This is a genomic window from Thermogemmatispora tikiterensis (assembly GCF_003268475.1).
Lineage (GTDB): Bacteria > Chloroflexota > Ktedonobacteria > Ktedonobacterales > Ktedonobacteraceae > Thermogemmatispora > Thermogemmatispora tikiterensis.
Genome location: NZ_MCIF01000002.1, coordinates 3,236,044 through 3,259,360, shown reverse-complemented (window position 1 = coordinate 3,259,360; position 23,317 = coordinate 3,236,044). Strand labels below are relative to the sequence as shown.

At 59.5% G+C, this 23,317-nt stretch carries 18 protein-coding genes; 4 read left to right on the top strand and 14 right to left on the bottom strand.

Going from position 1 to position 23,317, the window contains the following annotated elements:
* Positions 1–54: 54 nt before the first annotated feature.
* The 11 genes from A4R35_RS13155 to der all read right to left on the bottom strand — a co-directional run bounded on the left by A4R35_RS13155 (position 55) and on the right by der (position 10,775).
* A complete protein-coding gene (locus tag A4R35_RS13155; protein WP_112430074.1) occupies positions 55–741 on the bottom strand; it encodes a heme exporter protein CcmB in 687 nt (228 codons plus the stop codon).
* On the bottom strand, positions 741–1,565 hold the full coding sequence (gene ccmA, locus A4R35_RS13150; protein ID WP_112430072.1) for a heme ABC exporter ATP-binding protein CcmA: 825 nt from the start codon (positions 1,563–1,565) through the stop codon (positions 741–743). The genes A4R35_RS13155 and ccmA overlap by 1 nt, the downstream gene beginning before the upstream one ends.
* Before the next feature lie 102 nt (positions 1,566–1,667).
* Positions 1,668–3,080, bottom strand: coding sequence for a carboxypeptidase-like regulatory domain-containing protein (locus tag A4R35_RS13145; protein ID WP_146747214.1), 1,413 nt, complete (start codon positions 3,078–3,080; stop codon positions 1,668–1,670).
* The gene (locus tag A4R35_RS13140; protein WP_112430068.1) at positions 3,055–3,453 is read right to left on the bottom strand and encodes a hypothetical protein; all 399 of its coding nucleotides are present in this window, start codon (positions 3,451–3,453) and stop codon (positions 3,055–3,057) included. Before A4R35_RS13140 ends, A4R35_RS13145 begins: the two co-directional genes overlap by 26 nt.
* Positions 3,453–4,019 carry a cytochrome c-type biogenesis protein gene (locus A4R35_RS13135; protein ID WP_112430066.1) on the bottom strand — a complete coding sequence of 189 codons (567 nt, stop codon included), beginning with the start codon at positions 4,017–4,019 and terminating at the stop codon, positions 3,453–3,455. Before A4R35_RS13135 ends, A4R35_RS13140 begins: the two co-directional genes overlap by 1 nt.
* On the bottom strand, positions 4,016–6,154 hold the full coding sequence (locus A4R35_RS13130; protein ID WP_112430064.1) for a heme lyase CcmF/NrfE family subunit: 2,139 nt from the start codon (positions 6,152–6,154) through the stop codon (positions 4,016–4,018). The genes A4R35_RS13135 and A4R35_RS13130 overlap by 4 nt, the downstream gene beginning before the upstream one ends.
* Positions 6,155–6,292: 138 nt before the next feature.
* On the bottom strand, positions 6,293–6,751 hold the full coding sequence (locus A4R35_RS13125; protein ID WP_189361766.1) for a cytochrome c maturation protein CcmE: 459 nt from the start codon (positions 6,749–6,751) through the stop codon (positions 6,293–6,295).
* Between the two features lie 201 nt (positions 6,752–6,952).
* Positions 6,953–7,432, bottom strand: a complete 480-nt coding sequence (locus tag A4R35_RS13120; protein ID WP_112430060.1) for a CopD family protein — start codon at positions 7,430–7,432, stop codon at positions 6,953–6,955.
* Positions 7,433–7,557: 125 nt separating this feature from the next.
* Complete coding sequence (locus tag A4R35_RS13115; RefSeq protein ID WP_112430058.1) at positions 7,558–8,202, bottom strand: TlpA family protein disulfide reductase; 645 nt, start codon at positions 8,200–8,202, stop codon at positions 7,558–7,560.
* A 305-nt stretch (positions 8,203–8,507) separates the two neighbouring features.
* Positions 8,508–9,071: a type 1 glutamine amidotransferase domain-containing protein gene (locus A4R35_RS13110; RefSeq protein WP_112430056.1), complete on the bottom strand. Its 564-nt coding sequence runs from the start codon at positions 9,069–9,071 to the stop codon at positions 8,508–8,510.
* A 276-nt stretch (positions 9,072–9,347) separates the two neighbouring features.
* Positions 9,348–10,775 (bottom strand): ribosome biogenesis GTPase Der, encoded by a 1,428-nt coding sequence (gene der, locus A4R35_RS13105; RefSeq protein WP_112430054.1) that lies wholly within the window; start codon positions 10,773–10,775, stop codon positions 9,348–9,350.
* A 355-nt stretch (positions 10,776–11,130) separates the two neighbouring features.
* Here der and A4R35_RS13100 point away from each other — a divergent pair, with 355 nt between their 5' ends.
* The gene (locus A4R35_RS13100) at positions 11,131–11,607 is read left to right on the top strand and encodes a Clp protease N-terminal domain-containing protein (protein WP_112430052.1); all 477 of its coding nucleotides are present in this window, start codon (positions 11,131–11,133) and stop codon (positions 11,605–11,607) included.
* An 82-nt stretch (positions 11,608–11,689) separates the two neighbouring features.
* Here the strand turns inward: A4R35_RS13100 and A4R35_RS13095 are convergent, their stop codons facing one another.
* Positions 11,690–15,136, bottom strand: a complete 3,447-nt coding sequence (locus A4R35_RS13095) for a hypothetical protein (protein WP_112430050.1) — start codon at positions 15,134–15,136, stop codon at positions 11,690–11,692.
* Between the two features lie 210 nt (positions 15,137–15,346).
* The gene (locus tag A4R35_RS13090) at positions 15,347–16,639 is read right to left on the bottom strand and encodes an NAD(P)/FAD-dependent oxidoreductase (protein ID WP_112430048.1); all 1,293 of its coding nucleotides are present in this window, start codon (positions 16,637–16,639) and stop codon (positions 15,347–15,349) included.
* 620 nt (positions 16,640–17,259) lie between these two features.
* On the opposite strand from A4R35_RS13090, the gene A4R35_RS13085 reads away from it, so the two are divergent.
* The 3 genes from A4R35_RS13085 (at position 17,260) to A4R35_RS13075 (ending at position 22,315) form a co-directional block, all read left to right on the top strand.
* Positions 17,260–18,204: a phospholipase D-like domain-containing protein gene (locus A4R35_RS13085; protein ID WP_112430046.1), complete on the top strand. Its 945-nt coding sequence runs from the start codon at positions 17,260–17,262 to the stop codon at positions 18,202–18,204.
* A gap of 331 nt (positions 18,205–18,535) precedes the next feature.
* A complete protein-coding gene (locus tag A4R35_RS13080) occupies positions 18,536–19,324 on the top strand; it encodes a helix-turn-helix domain-containing protein (RefSeq protein WP_112430044.1) in 789 nt (262 codons plus the stop codon).
* A 708-nt stretch (positions 19,325–20,032) separates the two neighbouring features.
* On the top strand, positions 20,033–22,315 hold the full coding sequence (locus tag A4R35_RS13075; RefSeq protein ID WP_112430041.1) for a transglycosylase domain-containing protein: 2,283 nt from the start codon (positions 20,033–20,035) through the stop codon (positions 22,313–22,315).
* Between the two features lie 17 nt (positions 22,316–22,332).
* On the opposite strand, the gene A4R35_RS13070 is transcribed toward A4R35_RS13075, so the two are convergent.
* Entirely contained in the window at positions 22,333–23,139 is an 807-nt protein-coding gene (locus tag A4R35_RS13070; RefSeq protein ID WP_223258323.1) for a PHP domain-containing protein, read from the bottom strand.
* Positions 23,140–23,317: the final 178 nt, after the last annotated feature.

Below are 23,317 nucleotides of genomic sequence, written 5' to 3'. Positions count from 1 at the left end.
AGCCCGCCATCCCTCGTCAACAACAACAACAACAACAGATCACTCACGCTTCATTTACTCCTCAATCACATAGGAGAAGGTCAGGAGTGCCAGGCTGAAAAAGATCACGTCGAAGGCGGTCAGCAGTCCCAGCCAGGGCGGCTCGTCAGGAGCCGCGATCATCAGCGCCCCCGTGGCCCGCACTGCAGCGATCACGACTGGCACAATCAGCGGAAAGACTAACAGCGGCAGCAGCAACTCACGCGCGCGCGTGGCGGCGGTCATCGCCGAAAAGAGGGTGCCAATGATGGCCACGCCGAGGGTGCCGAGCAGGACGATCGGGAGCAGCTCGCCGCTGAAGAGAGGAACCGAGAAGAGGGCGGCGAAGATTGGCAGGGCAACCAGTTCAACGACGCCGATGAAGAGCAGGTTGCCGAGCAACTTCGCCAGGTAGATAGCGCGGCGATCTACTGGACAGAGCAGCAAACGATCCAGAGAGCCACCCTCGCGCTCAGCGGCAATAGTGCGTCCCAGGCCGAGCAAGCTTGCGAAGACAAAGGCCACCCAGAGGGCCCCAGGGGCCACAGCCGCCCGATTCTCAACGCGCAGATCAAAGGCGAAATTAAAGATCACAAAGACCAGCAGGGCGAAGAGGCCCATACCCAGCCAGGTTTGCTTGCTGCGCAACTCATAACGGATATCTTTGCCAAGAATCGCCAGCACCTGGCTGCACAAAAGACGCAGAGTGCTCAACGTACTCATCAGCCAACCACCTCCTGATAGGCCCGGCGCACCTGTGCCAGCTCCAGGCCCGCCACGGTCTCGTGATAGACGATCCGCCCATCTTTGAGCATTACCAGGCGATCTGCCTGTTGCAGGGCAAACTCGGGCCGATGGGTCGTCAGAATCAGCGTTCCGCCTTCAGCCATATGCTCGGCCAGCAATGTAGACAGGAGGGCCGTGCCAGCTTCATCCAGCCCTGTTTCGGCCTCATCCAGCAGGAGCAGGCGCGGCCCATGCAGCAATGCGCGAGCCAGGGCCAGGCGTTGCAGCTGGCCGCGCGAGAGCGAGCCAACACGGTCACGGGCACGCCGGGCCAGACCGACCCGCTCCAGCAGCAAGAGTGCGCGCTCGCGTCCTCTCGCCACCCCATACATGCGCGCGAAGAAGAGCAGGTTTTCCAGCGCGGTCAGCTCCTCGTAAAGATAGGGTTGATGCGCCACGAAGCCCACCAGCCGCCGTACCTCCTGAGCATCGTGGACACAGTCCAGGCCCGCCACCAGGGCGTGACCTGCTGTAGGACGCGTCAGACAGGCCAGGATACGCAGGAGCGTCGTTTTGCCAGCTCCGTTGGCGCCTAGCAAAGCAAGCCGCTCGCCGGCCCGCAGGCTCAGATCGATCCCACGTAGCACTGGGCGAAAGGCGAAACTCTTCCTCAGCCCCTCGATCTCCACTAAAGGCCGCTCCGCCTCTGGCCGGGGAGACGCCTCCTGCCTTCTGGCGTCCTGGGCCAGCGAAGACCCCTCTGTACAGGTCGGATCAGATCGTCGCTTGCTTATTCTCTCATCGCTACCTATGTATGTCATCCCGCTTCGCTTCTCTTCTTAATCGTAAGCCTCTCGCGCCTGCTCTCTGCAGCAGCCTGGCCAGTCAGCTCCAGGTATCCGGTCTCACGTGGTGGCTGCGCCTCAGCTTTTCCCTGACCGACGTTTGGCATTGGAAGACGAGCGCGAACTCCCCGCGGTCGGGCGCTCCTTCGCTCCACGGCGGTGCTCTTTTTCCTGCTCAAGGCTCAACAGAACGCGCAGGCGCTCCTTGATCCTGGCGCGCTCCTCGGTATACTCCGTCTTCTTGAGCCGTCCCTCCTCGAAAGCCTTATCCAGCTCCAGCAACTGGTGCAGGAGGCGATCCTGCTCGCCGCTCCCGGCGTCGGCCTTGTCGCGGGTGCGCGTTGCCTCTAGCTCAGCATGCGTATGAGCAGGGCGCTTCTGGGCATGGGGGTGCCCCCGAGGCTTGCTCTCGCGCCAGCGCTGGAAGAGGTGGTAGAGCAGCGAGGATAGCACAATGATCGCCAGCATTACCAGCACGCCACCGACCAGCCAGACCCAGGTTGGAACCAGGAACAACCCCTGGTGTTGGCTCTGACTGCTGCTCAGTGGCAGACCCTGCAGCCTGACATGAACCTGGTCGCCGCTGCGGAAATTCTGATTTTGCAACAGCAGGTAGGGATGGCTATTCGCTGTCATCAACCCCTTGGAGGACAAGGCGCCCGAGCTGGCCTGCAGGGCAGGTGGTGTCAAGACCGAGAGCTGAACCGTTGGATAGAAGAACGTATAGGCAAAATCATAGCTGGTGCTCTGATAAGGCACCTCGAATGAGAAAGAAAATTGTGTCTCGCCTGGAGGTACCGCCGCATCGCTGGCGAAGCCACCTGCGACCTGAATGGCCTCGACGCTGTTAAAACCCTGGTCCAGGGCCACGTTACGCGCCCCCTGGGGCAGCGAGAAGAGCAGGGCATTCGGGCGTCCCTGGCTGGCATTCAGCGACCCCACATAGGTTGTCTTCCCCACGTTCTGGAAAAAGTAGATCTCCGAAACCGTGAACGTCCCCTTGCTGGCATCCGGCTCATGAATCAGAATCGTAGCCTGGACCACGGCCAGATCAGCGCTACTACTGGTAGCATCGTAGACTATTAGCTCGATCTGCTGTACTGCCTGTTTACTGAGATCGACCAGGTCAGAGACGTACTGAGCCCCCTGGTAGCGGGTATAGACCGCGTACTTGACCGTGCTGGCAGTGGCCAGGCCGGTGAAGAGAAAAGCCCCCTGGCTATCAGTCTTGAGCGTAGTCAGATCGCGAGCCGAACCGTCCTGCGCCATCTGCAGCGTCACGCTTTGTCCCGCTACCGGCGCATTGTTATGGGTTCCGTTGACCAGATGACCGCGGATCGTGCCCGTGCTGGCGCTGCTCGCTGCCTGGGTTGGGGCTACTGGTATCAAGAGCCAGAGCAGCGCAAGGAGCGATAACAGAGGTATCGTCACGGTCAAGATAAGGCGACCACCGGCAGGCCCACCACTAGACACCGTTGCTTCTTCCGACATCTTCCTCCCTCAACAGGCGCAATCGCTCTTCAATCAGGGCATCGAGTTCCTTTTCGCGTGTATGGCGCTCCTTGATAGCGAGCAGCGCGCGCCGCAGATAGCGCTCCCGCAAGGAGCGGTAATCAGTTTCCGTCAGATTGCCAAGTTGATATTCCAGCTCCACCTCATGGAGGGCGGCACGCGCTGCTGTCTCCTCTTCAGACGGAGCCAGCGGTGGTGAGGCAGCCCCGGCCAAATCTCTCCCTGCTTCAGCGGAGACGCCTGCTTGGCGACCTGCAGGACGTGCCAGCGGATAGAGCACCAGGGCCAGGGCCAGCAGCCCGAGCGGGACAGCTAGCAGCAGAGCCAGCGGCGAACCAGGGAAGATCATCATTACCCCCTCTGCACATGCGACGGTTGGAAGAGCGGATCATCGGCGGCCAGCTCGGCCTCCAGCTCAGCGCGATAGCGTTCCAGCTCCTCGTCCGGCACGGCCTCCGAGGGCACTATCGCCGCGGCAGCCGAAGCGGTGAGAGAATCAGCCGCCCGGCGTTGACGCCACTCACGCACGACAAAGAAGATGAGCACAGCGCCACCCAGCAGCATGGCCGGCGGGATCAGCCAGACCAGTAGACTGAAGCCCTGGCGAGGCGGATTCCAGAGGATCGTCTCCCCGTAGCGATCCACAAAGTACTGGATCACTTCCTGCTCCGAGCGGCCCTCTTGAAGCTGTTGGCGGATGACCGCGCGCATCTGCTGCGCCAGCTCTGAAGGCGAATCCTGAACTGACTCGCCCTGGCAGATGGGGCAGCGCAGCTGAGAAGCCACCTCGGCGACCCGCTGATCCAGAGTCGTCGTCTTTGGATGGGAGAGATAAACAAACCACCAAACGAGCGCGATGCTCACAACGAGCAGCAGCCCCACTGCCGGGACCAGCGCTCGGATCGGCAGTCGTCTCATTGGCTCACCTCCTCGCCGGGCTCCCTTGAACGAGAGTCCGAAGGGCCTGGCGTGGGCGACGTTGCGGAGCGCTCAACAGCCTGGGCCGAGGCAACGACGGCTTTCTCCTGCGCGGCCTGAACAGGCGACCTGTCAGAGACCGTGGTCGCCTCAGCGATGGTGAGCGGGCGCACCAGACGGCCTGAGCGCAAGGACGTGGGTGGCTCCGGCCACCAGCAGACCACGCCGCCCAGTATCAAGACCAGTCCGCCGAACCAAACCAGGACCGTCAACGGATTCACGTAAATATGGATGGTTGCCTGGGCAGCCCCCTGCCAGTCTTCAAGGAAGACGTAAAGATCCGTCAGCCCGTAGGTTGTAATCGAGATCATACTGGCCGGCTGGTCGCTGAAATTATGGTAGATCTGGCGCCCGGGGTAGATATAGCGGAGGAGCTGACCGTGTTGCCAGATCTGGAACTGAGCTACCACCACATCTTTCTCGGGATAGAAGTCCTCGATATTGCCCAGATAGACGAGCTGATAGCCGGCGATGCTCACCTGCTGGCCAGGCTTCAAGGTCGCGTCGCTCTGTTGCTGGAAGAAGTGGGAGCCAATGACCCCGACGGCCAGAATCAGCAGGCCGAGATGAACCAGGTAGCCTCCGTAGCGGCGGCGATAGCGTGCAAAGAGCATCAGCAGCGCGCGCACGTACGACTCGCCGTGGCGGTGGCGTACCCGTACCCCGCGCCATAACTCATACAGGATCGCGCTGCCGGTGAAGCTACAGACTGCAAAAGCCACATTTGCCCACAAAGACGGAACCCCAAGCAGAGGCAGAATGGCGGCGCAGAGAGCCGCCAGCAAGGCGGGTAGACCCAAATTGCGACGCAATGCCTGGAATGACGTACGGCGCCAGGCCAGCAGCGGGCCGATCCCCATCGCCAGCAGGAGCAGCAAGAAGAGCGGGCCGGTCACCTGGTTATAGAAAGGCGCCCCAACACTCATCTCCTCGTGGCGCATAGCTGCCGAAATCAGGGGGAAGAGCGTCCCCCAGAGCGTGGCGAAGGCGATCCCGACCAGCAGCAAATTATTCACCAAAAAGATGCCCTCGCGCGAGACCACCGAATCAAACTCCTGCTCCGCGCGCAGGCGGGGTAAGCGGAACAGGAAAAGGCCCAGGCTGAAGACGATCACCAGCGCCAGGAAGGCCAGGAAATAGGAGCCGATGGTCGAGTAGGCGAAAGAGTGGACCGAGCTAATGACACCACTGCGCACCTCGAAGGTGCCGAAGATAGACAGGGCGAAAGAAGCGATGACCAGCCCCAGATTCCAGACCTTCAGCATGCCGCGGCGCTCCTGCACCATTGTTGAGTGCAGGAAAGCCGTCGCCGTCAGCCAGGGCAAGAGCGCCGCATTCTCCACCGGGTCCCAGCCCCAGTAGCCGCCCCAGCCGAGGACATGGTAGGCCCACCAGGCACCCATGAGCAGCCCGGCGCTCTGGATCGTCCAGGCGGCCAGCATCCAACGTCGGAGCGCCCGCAGCCATTCACTATCGAGCCGCCCCGTAATCATCGCTGCCACTGCGAAGGCAAAGGGTAGCGAGAAGCTCATATACCCCATCAGCAGCAGCGGCGGATGCAGCAGCATGCCCGGGTCCATCAGCAGTGGATTCAGCCCCACACCGTCGGCGGGAGGATGGGCAAGACGTACAAAAGGACTGGAGACTGTCGCCAGTACCACCAGGAAAAAGGCCTCGATGGCCATCAGTGTCGCCAGGACATAGGGGACCAGGGCCGCGGGCGCGCGGCGCGAGGTCACCACGAAGATGGCTGAGAACAATGCCAGCGTCAATGCCCAGTAGAGCAGCGAACCCTCCTGACCGCCGTAGAAAGCCGCTGTCACGTAGTACCAGGGCATGCTCAGGCTGGAATGCTGAGCCACATAGCTGACGCCAAAATCGTGCAATAGAAACGAGGCCACCAAGGCCCCCGAAGCCAGCAGCAGGAAAGCCGCCACCGCCAGTGTCGCCCGTCGGGCGCTCGCCACCAGCGCCTCACTCTGCCGCAAAGCTCCGGCCACCGCCGCCACCGGCGTGTAGATCGCGAAAAGCAGCGCCAACAGAATAGCGCTCGCGCCCAGATCAGAAACGTACACAGCTCTCTTCTCCCTCGAAAACACTCCCACAGTTGGGCAGTCTCTCAAGTCAGGCGGGCTGCCGCTGTGGCGGGCAGAGAAGGCAGAGATCAGTCAAAGACAGAAAGAAACATAGCGGAGCCATTACCAGATGCAGCCTCAACTGCTGCTGGGCGTTGGTGTCGCGGCCTGGAACTTCGAGGGGCACTTGGCCAGCAGCGTCTGAGCCTCGAAAGTGCCCTGGCCATGGTAGTAGCCCTCGACCACCACCTGGATGCCCGCCTGGAAAATATCAGGAACGACGCCACTGTACACCACTGGCAACGACTGCCGATTATCTGTAATCACAAAGCTCAGCGTCTGATCGTGGCGCTCGATCGAGCCGGGCTGCACCACACCCATCACCCGTACTGCCTGGCTGCTGCAGGTCGTACAGTGCTTCAACTCGGCGATCGTCATATAGTAGACAGCGCTGGAGCGCGTATTCGCCACAATCAAATAGACGACAGCAGCGGCAATTGCCAGGCCAGCGACCAGCAGACCAGCCGGCAAGCGCCGGCGCGCTGGAGCCTGGACGGTGTCCTTCTCAGTCTGAGTAGAAACCACAGCCGACTGCACGAAGGGAACCTCCATACAACTAGAAGGCGAGCCTGAGTCACAGGCGAACAAGCTCGCGCTTCTCTCTCATGCCTACTTCCATGCGCTCGCTCTTGCTCGCGTCGCCCGCTCCTCTGGCTGTCGAAGCGCGACGCCCTGATCGTGACCACCGCCAGCGGGGTGGCGTGGGTAGTCAGCCAGAAACGCGCCACCTGAAATCGGCTAACGATTGGTGAGGCTAGCCTCGAACAGGATATTGAGCAGGGCGCCGAGGGCGAAGACTACCACGCCCAGGGCCAGCATCAAGCGAGGGGCGACCTGAGCAAAGCGAGATGAGCGACGAGCCAGCCGGCGGATCGCACTTTGTCCCAGATAAAAAGCCAAAGCGAACAAAGCCAGCGCCAGCGCGATTTTCACACTCAACGTCAGCAGATAAGGCCAGCCGAGGCTCGTCTCCGTCAGGCGGTCCACCGTTAAGAAGGCTCCGCTCACCAGGAGCAGGCCGACGCAGCCATTGACCAGGCGTCTAAAGCGCGCTGCGATTTTAGCGGCCAGCTCAGGCGCGGGAGCCAGGCGCAAGGCCGGCTGAACCACCAGCAAATACATGGCACTGCCACCGACCCAGGTAGCGGCAGCCAGCGTATGGATCACCCGCATAATCAGCAGCAGCCCCTGCGGCAGCAGCGCCGGCAGCCAGTCCATAGCCAGCCCCTTTTATCCTCGTAGGTCAACTTCTCGTTTTCTTCCTTGCCTGCCTGGGTAAGGTATCCTCCTCTCCCAGCTTCCAAACGTCTTTCTCACCAACAGGAGCCTGCTGTCCCCTTATCTCAGTGGTTCAGCAGTTGCAGGCCCTGCTCCAGTAGCTGCACCGTCAGCTCTCCCGCGTGCCAGCCCACGATCGTGCCTGTGCGATCGATGAAGATCGTCGTTGGCAGATTAGCCACGCCGTAGCTGATGGCCGTCGCGCCACTGCTATCGCTCACATTCGTATACGTAATTCCATGCGCCTGCAAGAAGCTCAGCGCATCGTTGCGGTTATCCTGAAAATCGAGGCCCAGAAAGACGATGCCCTGCCCCTGGACGCGTTGCCAGGTTGCCTGGAGCACTGGGGCCTCACGCTGGCACGGCTCACAGGAGGATTGCCAGACGTTGAGTACAATCGCCTGTCCCTTAAAATCGGAGAGAGCGACCGAGCTATTAGACCCGGTGCCCGCAGCCAGCAGAGGCAGGCGGAAATCCGGCGCCTTCTTTCCTACCATGGGGCCACTGAAGCCCGCTGAGGCCAAGCTGCTGCTTGCATTCTGCCCCGGGGCGGGAGTCAGCAGCTGCGACCAGAGTACGGCCAGGAGCGCCACATTCAGCAGACTGACAATCACAAAAATTGCAATGCTGCGCTTCCGTCTGCGCTGTGCCAGGGCCAGCTCGCTGGCCGTCGCGGGACTATCGTTAGCCGGTAGCGTTTCACTGCTCATCGGTGCCCTGTTCGTTCTGCGTCAAGATGATGCCAGGCTAGATTATGAGGGTGCTGCCTGATAGCGGGCTTGCAATCGTTGACCCATACCTTACAATAGCCTGAATATCAATTGCTGTCAAATGACAGATGACAGTGGCCGGGGAGGCGAATGGCCAGCTCCCGTAGCGCTCGCTGGCTTGTGACCATACACCAGCGCATAACCAAACAAAAAAGGCGCCCGCCAGAGCGCACTATGGCTCTGCGGACGCCCCCCTTGTATTTTGACGCAGAATCAGATCCCCGATCGTCGTTGGATGGTTCGAGTTAGCCGCGGGCGCTCACGCGGCTCTGAGCGAACAGCTCGATCATCGCCCGATTGAAGGCGGGAAGATCGCGAGGGCTGCGGCTGCTCACCCAATTGCGATCGCGCACAACCTCCTGATCAACCCAGTTGCCACCGGCGTTGCGGATGTCATCCTGGATCGTATGGTAGCTCGTTAAGGTACGCCCGCGTACCAGCCCTGCGGAGACCAACAGCCAGGGGCCATGACAAATGACGGCGATAGGCTTGCCGGCGGCGTCAATGCGCCGTACAAATTCCTGGGCCTCGCGCTGCACACGCAGGGCATCAGCGTTCAAGGCTCCGCCTGGCAGAAGGACGGCGTCAAACTCGTCGGGGTTGGCCTGCTGCAGTGTCAAGTCGACTGGAAAGCTGTCCCCCTTCTCGACGTGGTTGACGCCCTGGATCTGGCCCGCCTTTGGGGCCACAATGGCCGTGCGCGCTCCCGCCTCCTCCAGGGCCTTCTTTGGCTCGCTCAGCTCAACCTGCTCAAAGTAATCCGTTGCCAGAATAGCCACACGCATGCCTTGCAGATTCGTCCCTTGCATCGATCGCAACCTCCTTTGCAAAGGTCAACAAGCAAAGACAACCATTGCCAGGGAAACGTGTGCTATGCGCACGTTGCTTCCTCCACCCACAGGTACACGCATGGCCCCCCATGTAAGGAGACTCTGCCATTGATGCTGGCCGCCGGCGTGCTGGGTCTATAAAGTGGGGATCTCCCAGGCCCGGGTGGTTAAAGCAAAAAAACAGACAAGAGGGCGAGCAAAAACGAAAACAATCCCCAGCCCAGTCTTTGGAGCAGGCTGGCCAGGCCCACTGGCCTAGCCCAGGCGCGGCAGCTCTACCTTTGACCGCGCGCGGAAGATTAAGCGAATCCCTGTTCCGGCGAAGCCGAAAGCCTCGCGTAGACGATTTTCTAGATAGCGCTCGTAGCTAAAATGAAGGTAATCCGGATTGTTCACGAAGAAGACGAAGGTTGGCGGATTAACCTGAACCTGAGTGGCATAGAAGATCTTGAGCTGGTGCCCGTGAACTGTGGCCGGGTGATGGCGACGGATGGCCTCCTGCACAACCTCGTTCAGACGCGCTGTGGGAATGCGCACGAAGCGCGTGTCGGCAATTTCGATGGCCTTACGTAGCAGCGATTGAACGTGGTAGCCGGTTTTGGCCGAGGCGAAGACCACCGGGGCATAGGGAATGAACTTGAGGCCCGCGCTTAGAATCTTGCGATACTCTTCGGCCTCGGCGATTTCCCTCGCCAGGCTGAGAGGCTCTCCCCGGCGGGCAGCACGGCGCTGCTCCTGAACAATATCCCACTTATTGACCACGACGATGATACCTTTGGCCTGCTCATGCACATAACCCGCGATATGTGTATCTTGAGCCGCCAGTCCCTCAACCGCATCGATCAGCAGGAGGGCCACATCGCAGCGGTCAATAGCGCGCATCGAGCGTATCACACTGTATTTCTCAATGCCTGGCACGATGCGTCCGCGTCGCCGGATGCCGGCGGTGTCGATGAGCACGAGCTTGCGATCATCAAAGAGCAGCCCGGTATCGATCATATCGCGCGTCGTTCCGGGTACATCGCTCACAATAGCGCGCTCGTAGCCCAGGATGCGGTTAAGCAGCGACGACTTGCCGACATTCGGACGCCCGACGATGGCGATGCGCACTTGCTCTGTCTCGTCCTCTTCGGTGTGCTCCTCGGGCGTCTCCGGCGGTAGAGACTCGACGATCTTGTCCAGCAAGTCGCCGGTTCCCAGACCGTGCAGGGCTGAGATGTCGATCGGTTCGCCCAGGCCGAGGGCATAAAACTCGGGAGCGTACTGGCGCTGGCTATCGTTATCGGCCTTATTGGCAGCCAGGATCACGGGCTTATTGGTACGACGTAGGAGGGCCGCCACCTCCTCGTCGGCGGTGGTAATGCCTGTGCGCACATCCACCATAAAGACAATAACATCGGCCTCCTCGATGGCCAGCTGTACCTGCGAGCGCACATGCTCCATCAGGTCGCCGCTCAGGCCGCTCAAACCAACCTGACCTGGCGGTGTCCCCTCGCCGAGGGCCAGGCCACCGGTATCAATCAGCGTAAACGTTCGTCCATTCCAGTCTGTATCTCCGTAAAGGCGGTCGCGCGTTGTCCCAGGCAAATCCTCGACAATAGCGCGCCGCTCACCGATCATGCGATTGAAAAACGTGGATTTGCCGACATTCGGTCGGCCTACAATGGCGACAAGTGGCTTCATAGCCCCTACCACCCCTTTCTTGCGATCCCGCAGAGTAGTAAGTGAGAGAACAAACAGCCTGGACTTGATTATAACACAAACTCAGACTGGCTTTGAGTCCCTATTGCCCGCCTCTAGGCAACAGTGCAATCGTTATTGCGATATGCTATAATGTCAGGGTTGGTACCCTACCTGGCCTAGCGCAGCCAACTGAGAAAAAGGAGGGCGAAAGCTGGAGAGCGGGGCGCGGCTCTTAGTGCCAGGGCAGGCTAAGCCAGCGATGCAAAAGCAGTGAGTAGTTTATTCGGGCTGAGAGCAGGAGAGAGATCATCTGTGGCACGATCTTCTGCTACTTGGCAGCAAAGGCAGGAGAAGCATGGTCCAGAGTCGTTTTCACTACTTTACAGACAGCGCTAAGCTTGCCCTCAAAGAAGCGCAGCAGTCCGCAGAAAGGTATCAGCAAACGTATATTGCTCCAGAGCATTTGCTGCTGGGAATAACCACCAGTGGAACAACAACCGTTTCAAAGCTGCTAGAGCGGCTGGAGGTTGATCAGTCGCTGCTTCATGCGGCCACGGAGCGAGCCATTGCAGACTGGCTGGCGGCTCATTCTGGTGGTGAGACGAGCTGGCAGGGCCTGACCCCAGAAACCCGGCAAGCAATTGAGTTAGCAGTCGGTGAGGCCAGCCGGGAGCAGCAGGGCTTTATTGGCAGCGAGCATCTACTCCTGGCTCTTTTGAGCCAGAGTGGAACCCTGGCCAGTGAGGTTCTTGAGCGAGCCGGTCTTGACCTGGAAAGGGCACGGGTGAAGCTTCACCGTCTGCGGCAGGAGGGACATGCCTCTGAGCCTTGAGCGACGCAGCCGGTGAGATCTGCGAACCAGGGGGAGCAGTCGGAGCTGTAGGTCCGCCGACTGCTCCCCTGCTATGTTAAGGCTACTTGAGAGCGATGGCAAAGACATGTAAATGACCACCCAGAACCGTGGTGGGCAGCGTAATGCTCTTGACTGTCTTCTCCGGGTCGAGTGGCAGCTCGGCGTAGAAGACGTAGGCTCGTTGGAGCTGCGGGCCGCTGGGGCGGTTATAATAAGCGGTCACGATGGCGATGCTATTGCCGCAGCTGGGAGCAAAGGAGCCGCCCCCGAGGGTCCAGTCGCTCAGGCAGAGCGGCAGCGGCTGAGCCGAGCCATCGCTGTAGCGCACCAGCACCTGGCCGTGGGCGCCCGAGGCATCGCTATGGTCTGCGGCGCCCAGCAGGGCCAGCGCAGTCTTATGAGCGTTTCCACTCAGAAGAAGCGTCTGGCCGCTGGCCAGGTAATTATTGTTGGCTCCTGAAGCGACATTTGGCCAGCTAAAGGTCACGCCATTGTAGGTGAACGGCTGCCAGGGAAAGATCCCGACCGCGGCCAGGGCCTGGGCGGAATAGCTGGCCCCTGTGCCGTCGAAGTTAGCGGCCTGGGGGTTGCTATCATCGCTTGTGCCGGCATTATTGTATGGAGAATCCTCCGCCGTCTTGGTGGCCACGGCAAAGACGTGCAGCAGGCCCTGGTTGACCGTGGCTGGTAGTGTCACGCTTTTGACCGTCTTGCCGCTCTGCAGGGCCACCTCGGCATAGAAGATGTAGGTCTTGACAAACTCCTGTCCCGTTGGCTGATTGCGGTAGGGCAGGGTAACAAAGATGCCATTCCCGAACGATGGCTCGCGGGCCTTGCCCTCATTGAGGGTCCAGTCGCTGAAGCCAAGGGTAAACGGTTGGCGGCTGCCATCGCTGTAGTTGACGTAGGCGGTGCCATACGAAGGACCGCCCGAGGCTGCTCCCAGAAAGGCCAGCAGGCTGGCGTTCTTCTGAGGGGCCACTGGCAGCGTCTGCCCGGTGGCGATATAGTTGTTGAGCTGGCTGGCGGCGGCGTTGGGCCATTGAAAGACCACGCCGGAGACGCCACGGTAGAAAGCATTGTCGCCGGGATTGATTCCCGCCTGCTGCAGGGCTTGCAGCGAATAGCTGTGGCCAGCGTTGTCGAAATTGGCCTGAGCGGGCAGGTGGTCGTCGCTTACCCCAATGTTGTTGTAACTGCCGTAGAGTCCTTTGGTGGCAATAGCGAAAATGTGCAGGCGGCTGGGGCCAGAGGGTTCTGGGGGCAACGTCACACTCTTAATCGTTTTGCTTGGATCGACCGTCACGTCGGTGTAGAACAGGTAGACTGTCACCGGTTGCTGCCCACCGGGTCCATTGCGGTAGCTCATCGTCGCCACCAGCTTATTGTTAAAAGCGGGTGGGCTGGTAGTCCAGTCGGTCAGGCCGAGTGTAAACGGCTGGGTCGAGCCGTCGCTATAGTTAATGCGAGCGGTGCCGCTGGTTGATCCCTGGGTAGCTGAGCCGAGGAAGGCCACCAGCGTCACGCCTGGTCCGCTATTCAGTGGGATCGTCTGACCATTGGCCTGGTAATTATCCTTGACCCCGGCGGGCAGATCTGGCCAGATGAAAGCCAGGCCGTTACAGAGGACACTTGCCCCTGGGGTAATGCCGGCCTGGGCCAGAGCTGTTGCAGAGTAACTATAGCCCAGGCCATCGTAGTTAGCGGCCTGCACATTCTGGGTAAAATCATCGCTGATGCCGACGTTGTTGTAGGTCACTGGAGGTGGGGGGGCGCTGCTCTTATTAAGCAGCCCGTAGATGGTCAGCGTTGTCTTGGTTGGCACGAAGACCCGGCCATCGGCGATTGTTGGCGTACTGAACTTCACGTAGCTATCGAGCGTATCGTAGTCCGGGTCCTGGGCGCTGCTATATAGCTCATGGCTCAGGTTCGTCGCATCGTAGGCGCGCAAAGCGCCGCCTGGATCGATCAGCCAGAGAATCCCGTTACTCGTCCCATTGCTAGAGAGCGAGGGATTGCCGCCGGAGAAGAGGAAGCTTCTCTCTGGGGTCTGGGAGCTTGGTGTTGGTGAAAGCAGGACCTGCCCTTTACTGTTGCGCTGCAGGCGATAGGCCAGGGTCGGGTGTCCGACGCTGGAGACGTAGACGTACTCTGCATTAGCGCTGCGCCAGTAGGCGGGGGTTCCATACAAGCCGCCGACGGTGCTGGGGGGTGTTTCCTGCAGCACCTGATCCAGATCGGTGCGACGCCGATTAGCCTCCGTGCAGGGTTGGCTGACCGTCGTAAACTGGCCCAGCTTATTAGTATCCAGCACATAGATGCGGCCTTCCTTGCCGCCGCCGATCAACTCCGGGTAAGAGGGAAGCAGCAGCGGCCCGCCCGAGCCGAGGTCGGCGTCGGCCTCTCCCAGGCACTCCTGGTTGAAGGGGGCGAAGTAGTCCAGCAAGCGCAAATCGGGGCTTAGCTTGACAAAGCTATCGCCGAGCGATGGACGAGGGGCGGAAGGCTCAAAGTCGCCGTTACCGCTGATGAAGTAGATATTGCCCTCGCTATCGGCGGCCAGGCCGCCACCGCCGTGCCAGACGCCAGCGCCGGCTCCATCGGGGGTCACGTTGAAAGCATGGGTTTGGCGGAAGCTGCTGCCATCGTAGGCATAGCTGATGATCCAGCCGTGGTACGGCATATTATCGCAGAACGATCCCCAGGCGATGTAGATCTGGCCATTGGCCAGCAGCAGGGCGGCGCGCTGGCGCTCGTAGCGGGGGTCGAAGCTCACACTGCCGTTCTGGCTGCCGGCGCCCTGGCCAGGGACGCTGGCCCGGACCACCACCGGACTACCGGGGCGCTCGCGGCCCGTGCTGATGTCAATGGCGTGGAGCCGATCGAAGAACTGCCCACTACTATTTTCCGAGAAGGTCACAAAGAACATTGTCCGTGTGGCAAGATCGATGACTGGTGTACCGGTAATCCCGATCTCCGGCACCGTATCGCCGCAGGCCACATCCTCCCAGGCAACTGTCGTCTCCCCAGGGAGCAGATAGTTGACGTGCCAGAGCGGAGGAGGAGCGCCATTGGTGGCCTGGGTGTCGGCGTCAAAAGCGTAGATGCTGTCGTGCTCGGTTGCCACAAAGACCACATTGTGGAGTGCGCCATTGACGTTGAGATTGGGCACATAGAGTGGCTGGGTATAGATCTGGCCATCGACGGGGTAGGCCACGCGCTTGCCGAAGGTTTGGGCATTGACATTGCCTGGGGTCAAGAGTGTTTCCGTTGTATTCTGACCGCTACGCCAGTTATCGTTTTTGTAGGTCAATACGGCGGTATGGCCGCTACTGCGTGGGGCTTTGGCCTGGCTCTGGCGAGTGGTGATCGCCCAATGGGCGCCGGGCCGCTGGGGATGTAGCCAGGCGCTCACGAAGGGACCAGGCAAGAGTGTTGTGGCAAGTGCCAGCAGTGTCAGCAGCCCAAGCAGTGGGTGCTGCTGACGAGAGAAGCGAGCCTGGTTCATCAAATCCTCCTCCTCCTCTTCTACTGTACCAGGATATTGCTGCTTCCATGCAGCTGTGAGCGTAGTATTTTCTGAATGGTAGTCTGCATTCGACAGGATTCAAAACAAGAATAGAGGAGCAAGTCTGCTGAAGTATGAAGCTGCTCTAATTGTAGTGTAGGATGAGGAAAAAGAGAGGAGGGAGGCAGAGCGGGGGAGAAGGGAGCTTTCTCAGCGTCGAGAGGGAGCTGCGTCCTCCTCCAGGATCTGGCGAACCAGGCGCTCGGCCAGAGCGATGGAGTAGTTCTGGCCGCGATCGTGGGGATAGACCTGGAACATATTAGCCAGCCAGAGGCCGGGCAGGGGGGTCTTCAGGGGTGGAATATGCTCGCGGTAGTCTGGGGTCACGATCGGTTGGGCGAAGGGAGCGCGGAACATCCAGCTTTCGCGCACCCAGGAGGGATCGAAATCGGGACGGATGCGGCACAGATGGGGCAAGAACTGGGCCAGGACCTCGGCTTTCTCCATCTGGAAGAGTGGGTCATCCATTGGGCGATAGTTGCCCAGGTAGAGCAGATGGCGACCGCCGTACTCCTCGGGAGGGCGCAGGTTGGTATGTTCGACGATGCTCAGGAAAGGATAGCCCGGATCGCAGATATTGAGCCAGTAGGTAGCCGTCAGGCGACGGTCGAGGGCCAGAATCAGGCAGTGGGCGCCGTAAGCCTGGCCCCACTCGTAACGAGCGCGGTAGTCTGAGGGCAGGGCTGGAATCAGGCGCAGGGTCAGGCGGGTAGCCAGGGTAGAGATGACCCGATCGACCGTCCAGGTGCCGCGCGTGGTGCGTACCTGCCAGCCGCCGTCGGCCAGCGGCTCGGCGCCTTCGATGCGGGTGCCGAGCAGAACCTTGCCGCCGAGAGAGGTGATGCGTTCCGCCAGGCGATCGTAGAGTTGTTGGAAGCCGCCTTTGAGGTAACCCAGGCTGGTGGTGCGATCGTGGAAGCGGGCCCAGAACCAGGGCAAGGCGATCTGCTCATGGAGAGCGCCGAACTTGCTCACAAAGAGCGGTTCGAAGACCAGCTCATAGGCACGTTTCCCCATCCAGCGTCGCAGCCAGGGGGCGGCGGTGCGGCCCTCCAGGGGCCAGGAAGGAGCGAGTTTCAGGAAGGCGGCCACTGCTCCGACGCGCAGGCGCTCGTAGAAGCGCAGGGGACGGAAGGCCAGCAAAGAGGTAGGCGAATCGAGACGATAAATCTGGCCCTCGATCAGCGACTCTGTGCGTGGAGTAGACCAGACCAGCTGTGGGCCGAGGCCCAGCTCGGTAATCAGGCGAATAGCGGCGCGATCGGTACGGAAGAGGTGGTGATAGAACTTCTCCAACCAGATGTCGGGCGCGACCTGGAAACCAGCGGCCAGGCCGCCGGGGACCTCCTCCTGCTCGAAGACCATGACCGACTGACCGGCCTGAGCCAGGCGATAGGCGGCCACCAGGCCGAGGGCGCCGCCTCCAAAGATAGCGTATTGCATAGTGAATATTGCTCCTCTCCCTGGTGCTTGCGATAGCCCTTACGTCTATGCGCGTCGCGCATTGTGATCAGTATCTTTGTCCTGGGCGAAGCTAGCGGAGTGGCCTGCTATCCTATTCTCTCCTCTCTTGTTGCCCGAGCCGCAGTAGTGGTTTGTGGCGCGTGCCTTGCGGGCGAACGACGGGTTTTGAGAGGAGGCGATGCGAACGCCAGTCAGCCAGCGTGCCTGCTAACCAGCCAGCAAAGTGAGCCAGCCGGGTTACTTGATCTAGCGGTGGAAGGGCCTCGCCTGCGTCCTTGCTCTCGTGCTGATTGGCATCTATTGTACCATAGCCATGCTTGCCATACCAGCCCCCTCCCTTAACAGCGCAGATGGCCAGATGCCCGCTGTGAACCATTCAGCTTTGTCTTTCCCGCTCTCTTTGGCTTCATCAATGACAAACATGACCAGGTTCGTTAGCGGATTCCTTTCCTGGACTGTAAGTCGAGAAAAAAGCAAGCCAGAAGGAGTAACTGGCAAGCAGTATTATAGATCCCTCTCACTCAGGGACTCCTTGCTTTTCTCGTTGCCGGAGAGAAGAGAGAGGCTGAAAGGCACCTGGAGCAGAGGAGGAGCAACTCATGGCCAACGTGAGTGTCTGCCTGGTTCATCAGCCCCTGGAGAAGCTGGAAGAAATAGCTCAGCGTTATAGGGGTATGGATCTAGAACTAGCAGTAGCCTATATCTCGCCTGGTGGAGTACTCAATCTCAGTCAGCTCATCAAAGCCGCCAGATGCACGCGGATCACCGTAGGCATCGCTCCCATCAATCGCGTAGTGGCCTTCAGACAGCTTCAGGAGCTGGGAGCAGAGGTTTTTGTCGACCTCGCCGAGTCTGGCAGCACCTTTCAGCCCAAGGTCTATTATGGCGTTAACAAGGGGTTAGCCTGGGCTATGATCGGCTCATCGAATCTGACCAGTAGCGGTCTTGACCTCAACATCGAACTCAATCTGCTCATTGAGGGGCAGCGATTCACTGAGCTATTTACCAGGCTAGAGGCATTGCTAGAGGGTTACCGGCTCCAGGCTCATCCCCTTACAGAGGATCTGTACAGAAGTTTGGAAGCTACTGAACAGGGATTGGGACGTCATATACGAGAGCGGGACTACACCGATTATTTGCGCAAAGAAGGGATGCCTGCGGCGGTGTGCCCTGCATTCGTCGTACCGGAACCGCTACAGCGCCAGGCCTGGAAGAGCTGGAGCACGATCTACAGGGGACGCGCCTGGTCTACGCCTATCAAATGCTTCTTTGTATTGTCATGCTGGATCATACTGATGATTGCGACTTCTTTTTGCAATATCATGCTGTTGCCTGCTTTCATCTCTTCTACCAGTTTTGAGATCAGAGAGGGTTACCGCGTGAGAAACAGCGAGGTAGGAGTAGAGCAGCGATTGATGATTCAGAGCTTGAAGAAAGCGCCTTCATTGACATCATACGTATTGATCCCTTTCCACGTTTTGAACGTTGAGGGCGGCTGGAAGCCAGTGCCGAAGGGGACTACTACATTGTCAATCCGGCATTGAGGCGGGCGCTCACTCCTGAAGTGCCTGCTCGGCTAAGGGATCTGGCGATTCAGCGTCTGGAGCAGCATTTGGCGGGGATCGGGCCACTATCGAAAGGTTAGTAGAGGAAGCCATTGGTTGATAGCAGCGTAGTCGGTCTTAGGGCCTGAAGAGAGCGGCCTTGACGGGCATGCACAATTCCCATACAATCTATTTACAGGGGAGAGACGTGCTGTCAGTTCGTGAAGCTCGGGAACCATTACGTATACAAGGTACTCCAGACCTTTGTTAAGCCGTTTGCCGTTCATCTGTCGGCACCACACCGGCCCTGGTTCTGAAGGGAGGTCGGGCCATGACGTCTGCTTCTACACCACGGCCAGAGGAGGAGTGGCTGAGTCTGCGCGAGGCCGCAGAATTACTGGGGATGCATCCAGCGACGGTGCGCCTGTGGGCCGACCGCAATGCCCTGCCCTCACGACGTACCAGCGGAGGCCATCGCCGCTTTCGCCGCTCCGACATCGAGGCCCACCTGCGTCAGGAAAGCGAGCGCAAGCCGCGCCCGGCTGCGCGCCTTCTCGTGCAAAGCGTGCTGGGGCGCGTGCGCGAGGCCTGGGCCGAAGGCGTGCTGGATCGCTTGCCCTGGCATCGCCATTTCGATGAGGCTGCCCGCGAAGCCTATCGCCGCCTCGGACGACGCCTGCTGGAGCTGCTGCTGCGCGCTCTGACAGATGCTGGCGCCTATCCCGAGCTGCTGCATGAGGCCGCCCGCCTCGGCCACGAATATGGCTCGATTACCCGCTCTTCCCATGTGCCAGTGGCCGACGCTGTACGCGCCTTCCTCTATTTTCGTAGCCTCGTCGACGAGACTCTGATCCAGCTAGCCGAAGTCCAGGGAACTCGCGATCATCAGGAGATACCCTGGGCCGAAAGTCTCTACCAAATCCAACGCCTGACCAACGAGATCTTGCCCGCCCTGATCGAGGCCGCCCTCGGCGAGAACGAAAGTCGGCCACCTGCCCCTGCCCAAACAACGGGCGATCCGAGCGGAAACAGCCTGGCTCAAGAGGAATCCCTGTGCCAGCCCTCCGACAACATACTCTCAGCCAGAGAAGGAACAGCGCACTCAGGCCGGTCGGATTGACTCCCTAACGGCCAGCTCCGCTACTATCTCCCCTCGTCTGGCCTCCGACTGACTCCTTCTCTACCACCCCACCCCTGGTTTCGTCAGCCCCGTCGGCCCGCTCTAGCTGCCTGCTTACCTTTCTCTCCTATGGAGCCAGCCCACCCGATACGAAACAGGAAGGATCGACGTATTACCACCTGTAAGCAATACAGGTTCGCCACGCTCCGGGGGATGGGCCGGCGATAGGTCTCAGCAGTAATCTAGAAAGTATTCCGTAACTCCCGATCCGCAATTGAATTAAAGATACATTCTGTGTTACAATATCAATATAACTCGGGAAACGGTGCGGAGGAGGGGCTGGTGACTGGCAGTGCCGCTCATTCGTTCGTGAATAAGGGTACGACCAGAAGCAAGCACAGCAGTAGTAAAGCCATGCTCTTGTGGCGACTCCAGCCTGGAGGGCGGAGCGGCAAGAGCAGACATAATTCTGCATTTCCTGTGAAATTCACTCCATTGAGATAAACTGTCAGTTTCTGTTATCTGCTATCCTGGATATAAGGACCCGCTTGACTCTCAAGCGACTCCCCGTCTTGGAGGGCGCGGGTCGGTGTGAGAACTGTCTCCGAGGAGCAAGATCAGCGGCGAGCAGTGCAGGCAGGGGAAGCCCCAGTGCAGACCCTGCCGTGCAATCAGCAAGCAAGCAGGAGAGAGAAGAAGGGGTAGACTATGTCCGACGAGAGGCAGATAGAGGTTCTGGAAGAAGAGTCGGCAGGAGAGAAAACGGAGGTGCTCCACCTTCCTGCCCGTCTGCCGGCCAATAGCCGGGCAGCTGCCGCCCAACGGCTAGAGGAACGCCCTGAGAAACCTCCGGTGGGTGTCTACTATGAGGCTCCCCATCTGGTGACCCACCCGCGTGGCTGGCGTCTCAGGCGTCACTATAAGCGCAAGAACCTCCATCGCAGTAATTTGCGTTACGCGCTCGCTGAGAAGATTGGCACCCAGTGGACGCTGATGCCGCTAGCTGTCATCTCCCTGGCGGTGATCGTTGTCCTCGCCAGCGTGCTGGTTGGAGTAGCGGGCCTGGTCAGCGCTACCCAGGAGCGCTTCGGACAACAGGTTGTCACTTTGGCTGATATTCTTCCCAAGGATAACCTGAAGATGTATGATGCCAGTGGCGATCTGATCTATCAGATGACAAGCGAAGGGCTGCAGACGACGGTCCCGCTCTCGCAAATCTCTATCCATCTACAGCATGCTGAAATCGCTATCGAAGACCAGAACTTCTGGAATAACCCAGGCTACGATATCACTGGTATTGTGCGCGCCGCCCTCGACGATCTGACCCACGGTCGCATCGTCTCTGGTGGTAGCACCATCACTCAGCAGCTCATTAAAAATGCCATTGTTGGTAATAAAGATACCATTATTAGAAAACTTCAAGAAATCATTCTTGCTCCGCAGGTAACACGGTACTATACCAAGGAGCAGATTCTCTCCATGTACCTGAACACCGTCTACTACGGTGAGCAGGCCTATGGAGCCGAAGCAGCAGCTTTCACCTACTTCGGTCTCAAGGATACTCCGACAAAGAAGGCTGCGGCTCAGCTCGACATTGCTCAGTCGGCCATGCTGGCTGGCATCCCTAGCTCTCCGATCGCGCGTGATCCTTTCATCAATTGGCCAGCTGCCTTCCAGCGTGCCAAGGATGTGCTCCATCAGATGCGGGTTCAGGGTTACATCACTGCCCAGCAGGAGCGGGCTGCTATTGTGGAGATGCAGCAACCGAATTTCCTGCACCGCGGCGTGGTACAGAACAGCCCCGATGCCCCACACTTCATCAATTACGCCCTCAACGAGCTGGCCCAGGTCTTGCATGTGAAGGTCTCCCAGCTCGCACGCAGTGGGTTGATCGTTCACACCACACTGGACCTCAATCTGCAGAAGCAAGTCTTCAAGATCGCGCAGCAGCAGATTCAGAAGATGGCTGCCCACCATATGAGCGATGCCGCGGTGGTCGTAATGGACCCGCATACGGGGGCCATCCGCACCCTGGTCGGCAACATTCATCCCAATGATCCCAACACAGGCCAATTCGATGTGGCAACCCAGGGCTATCGCCAGCCCGGTTCGGCCTTTAAGCCGTTCATCTATGCCACGGCCTTTGCTCAAGGAATCAGTCCGGGCATGCCGGTCTACGATGGCCCGTTGACCATTCAGATGTGCTGCGGCCTGCCGCCCTATACGCCTCATAACTACGATATGAGCTATCACGGCCTGATCACGTACCGCTTCGCTTTGCAGAACTCGTTTAATATCCCGGCGGTCAAACTGCTGATGCAGGTCGGTGTTGATAAGGCCCTCAAGACGGCGGAGGCAATGGGCATTACAAGCTATGTTGGTACCCCCAACTACACGATGGTGCTGGGCACACTCGGCGTCCATCTGCTGGACATGACCGCCGCCTACGCCGTTTTTGATAACGGTGGCATTCGTGTCCCACCGCATGCTATCGACACGGTGACCGACTCGCAGGGGCGTCTGATCTATCGCTTCGTGCCCCAGGGCAAACGGGTCATTAGTCGCCAGGTGGCCTTTGTGGTCACTAATGTGCTCAGCGATAACAACAACCGCACCTATGAGTTTGGTAAGTGCAGCGCCCTCTACCTCTATAGCAACACTCAGCAGCAGTGCTATGCTGGCAATCCCGGCGTGGTCCGTCCCGCGGCAGCTAAGACGGGTACATCAGAGAACTTCATGGATAACTGGACGGTAGGCTATACGCCCGACGCGGTGGTGGGGGTTTGGGTTGGCAACGATGATAACTCGCCGATGATCAACGTCATTGGGGTCGACGGTGCTGGTCCCATCTGGCACGATACGATGCTACTGGTGGAACAGGGCAAGCCGGTCGAACAGTTCCCTGGTCCGCCGCCGGGCGTCGTGAAGAAGACGGTCTCCTATCAGGGACTGACCTCAACCGATTGGTATATTGTCCACAATGGCGAGTAGGATAGAGGCAGCTGCCTCTATCCTACCTGGACGCCGAGACGCTCCAGCAGACGCTGGCTAATCTCGGCGCGGTACTTGATAGGCATGCGCCCGGCATGCCCATGTGAGTCCGAGCCGGTGCTCAGTAGCAGGTCGTGCTTGTTGACGTAAGCGAGATAGCTCTCGATCGTCTCGGGACTATGATAGGGATGATAGACCTCAAGACCGTCTAGCGGCACCTCGGCCCGCACCTCCTCCAGGAGGGCGGTATCGTAGAAGGTAAAGCCTCGCTCCCTCCGCCCTGGATGGGCGATCAGAGCCACTCCCCCGCTGCGGTGAACCGCCTCGACGGTCGCAGCCATCTCAGCATGAATGCTGTGTTGACCAGCCTCGCGCAGAATCTCCATTGCATGCGGCCAGTCTGGAGCGTAGCCGTGCTCGATGAGGAGAAGGACGGTGTCGCGCAGTTGCTGCGGCTCGCCTCCGCTGGCGGCGAGCAGCTCGGCGGCGCGCGGAAAGTTATAGCCCCGCCTCTTGAGGGTCTCGTAAACTTCGCATGTATGTTCATGCTGCCGACGCTTGACGTCTGCAATGACCTCGCGCAACAGGGTGGTTTCGGGATCGAAGCCGTAGCAGAGAACGTGCGTGGGGTGGTTGCGCCAGGTGGTGCTCATTTCTACACCAGCGAGTACTGGCAGCCCTCTGCTTGCTGCTAGCTGACGCACCGTGTTGATGGTGTCAACACGGTCATGATCAGTGACGGCAACCAGCGCGAAGCCTTCTTGTACCAGATAGGCGATCAGTTGCTCGGCTGTCCAGCGCCCATCGCTGTAGGTTGTGTGCATGTGGAGGTCAATGGGTGCTTCTGGAGAAAGCTTGAGTGGTGCTGTAGTCAACAGGTCCAATAGTGAACTCCTTCTGCCGATGAATTTGGGTTGCTTTGGTTGGCACACTCCCCGCCCGCCCATCTGCTCGCGGAATGCCTGCCCTGGAGCCGGAGAAGCGGCGCCTTCTTGGGGGGAA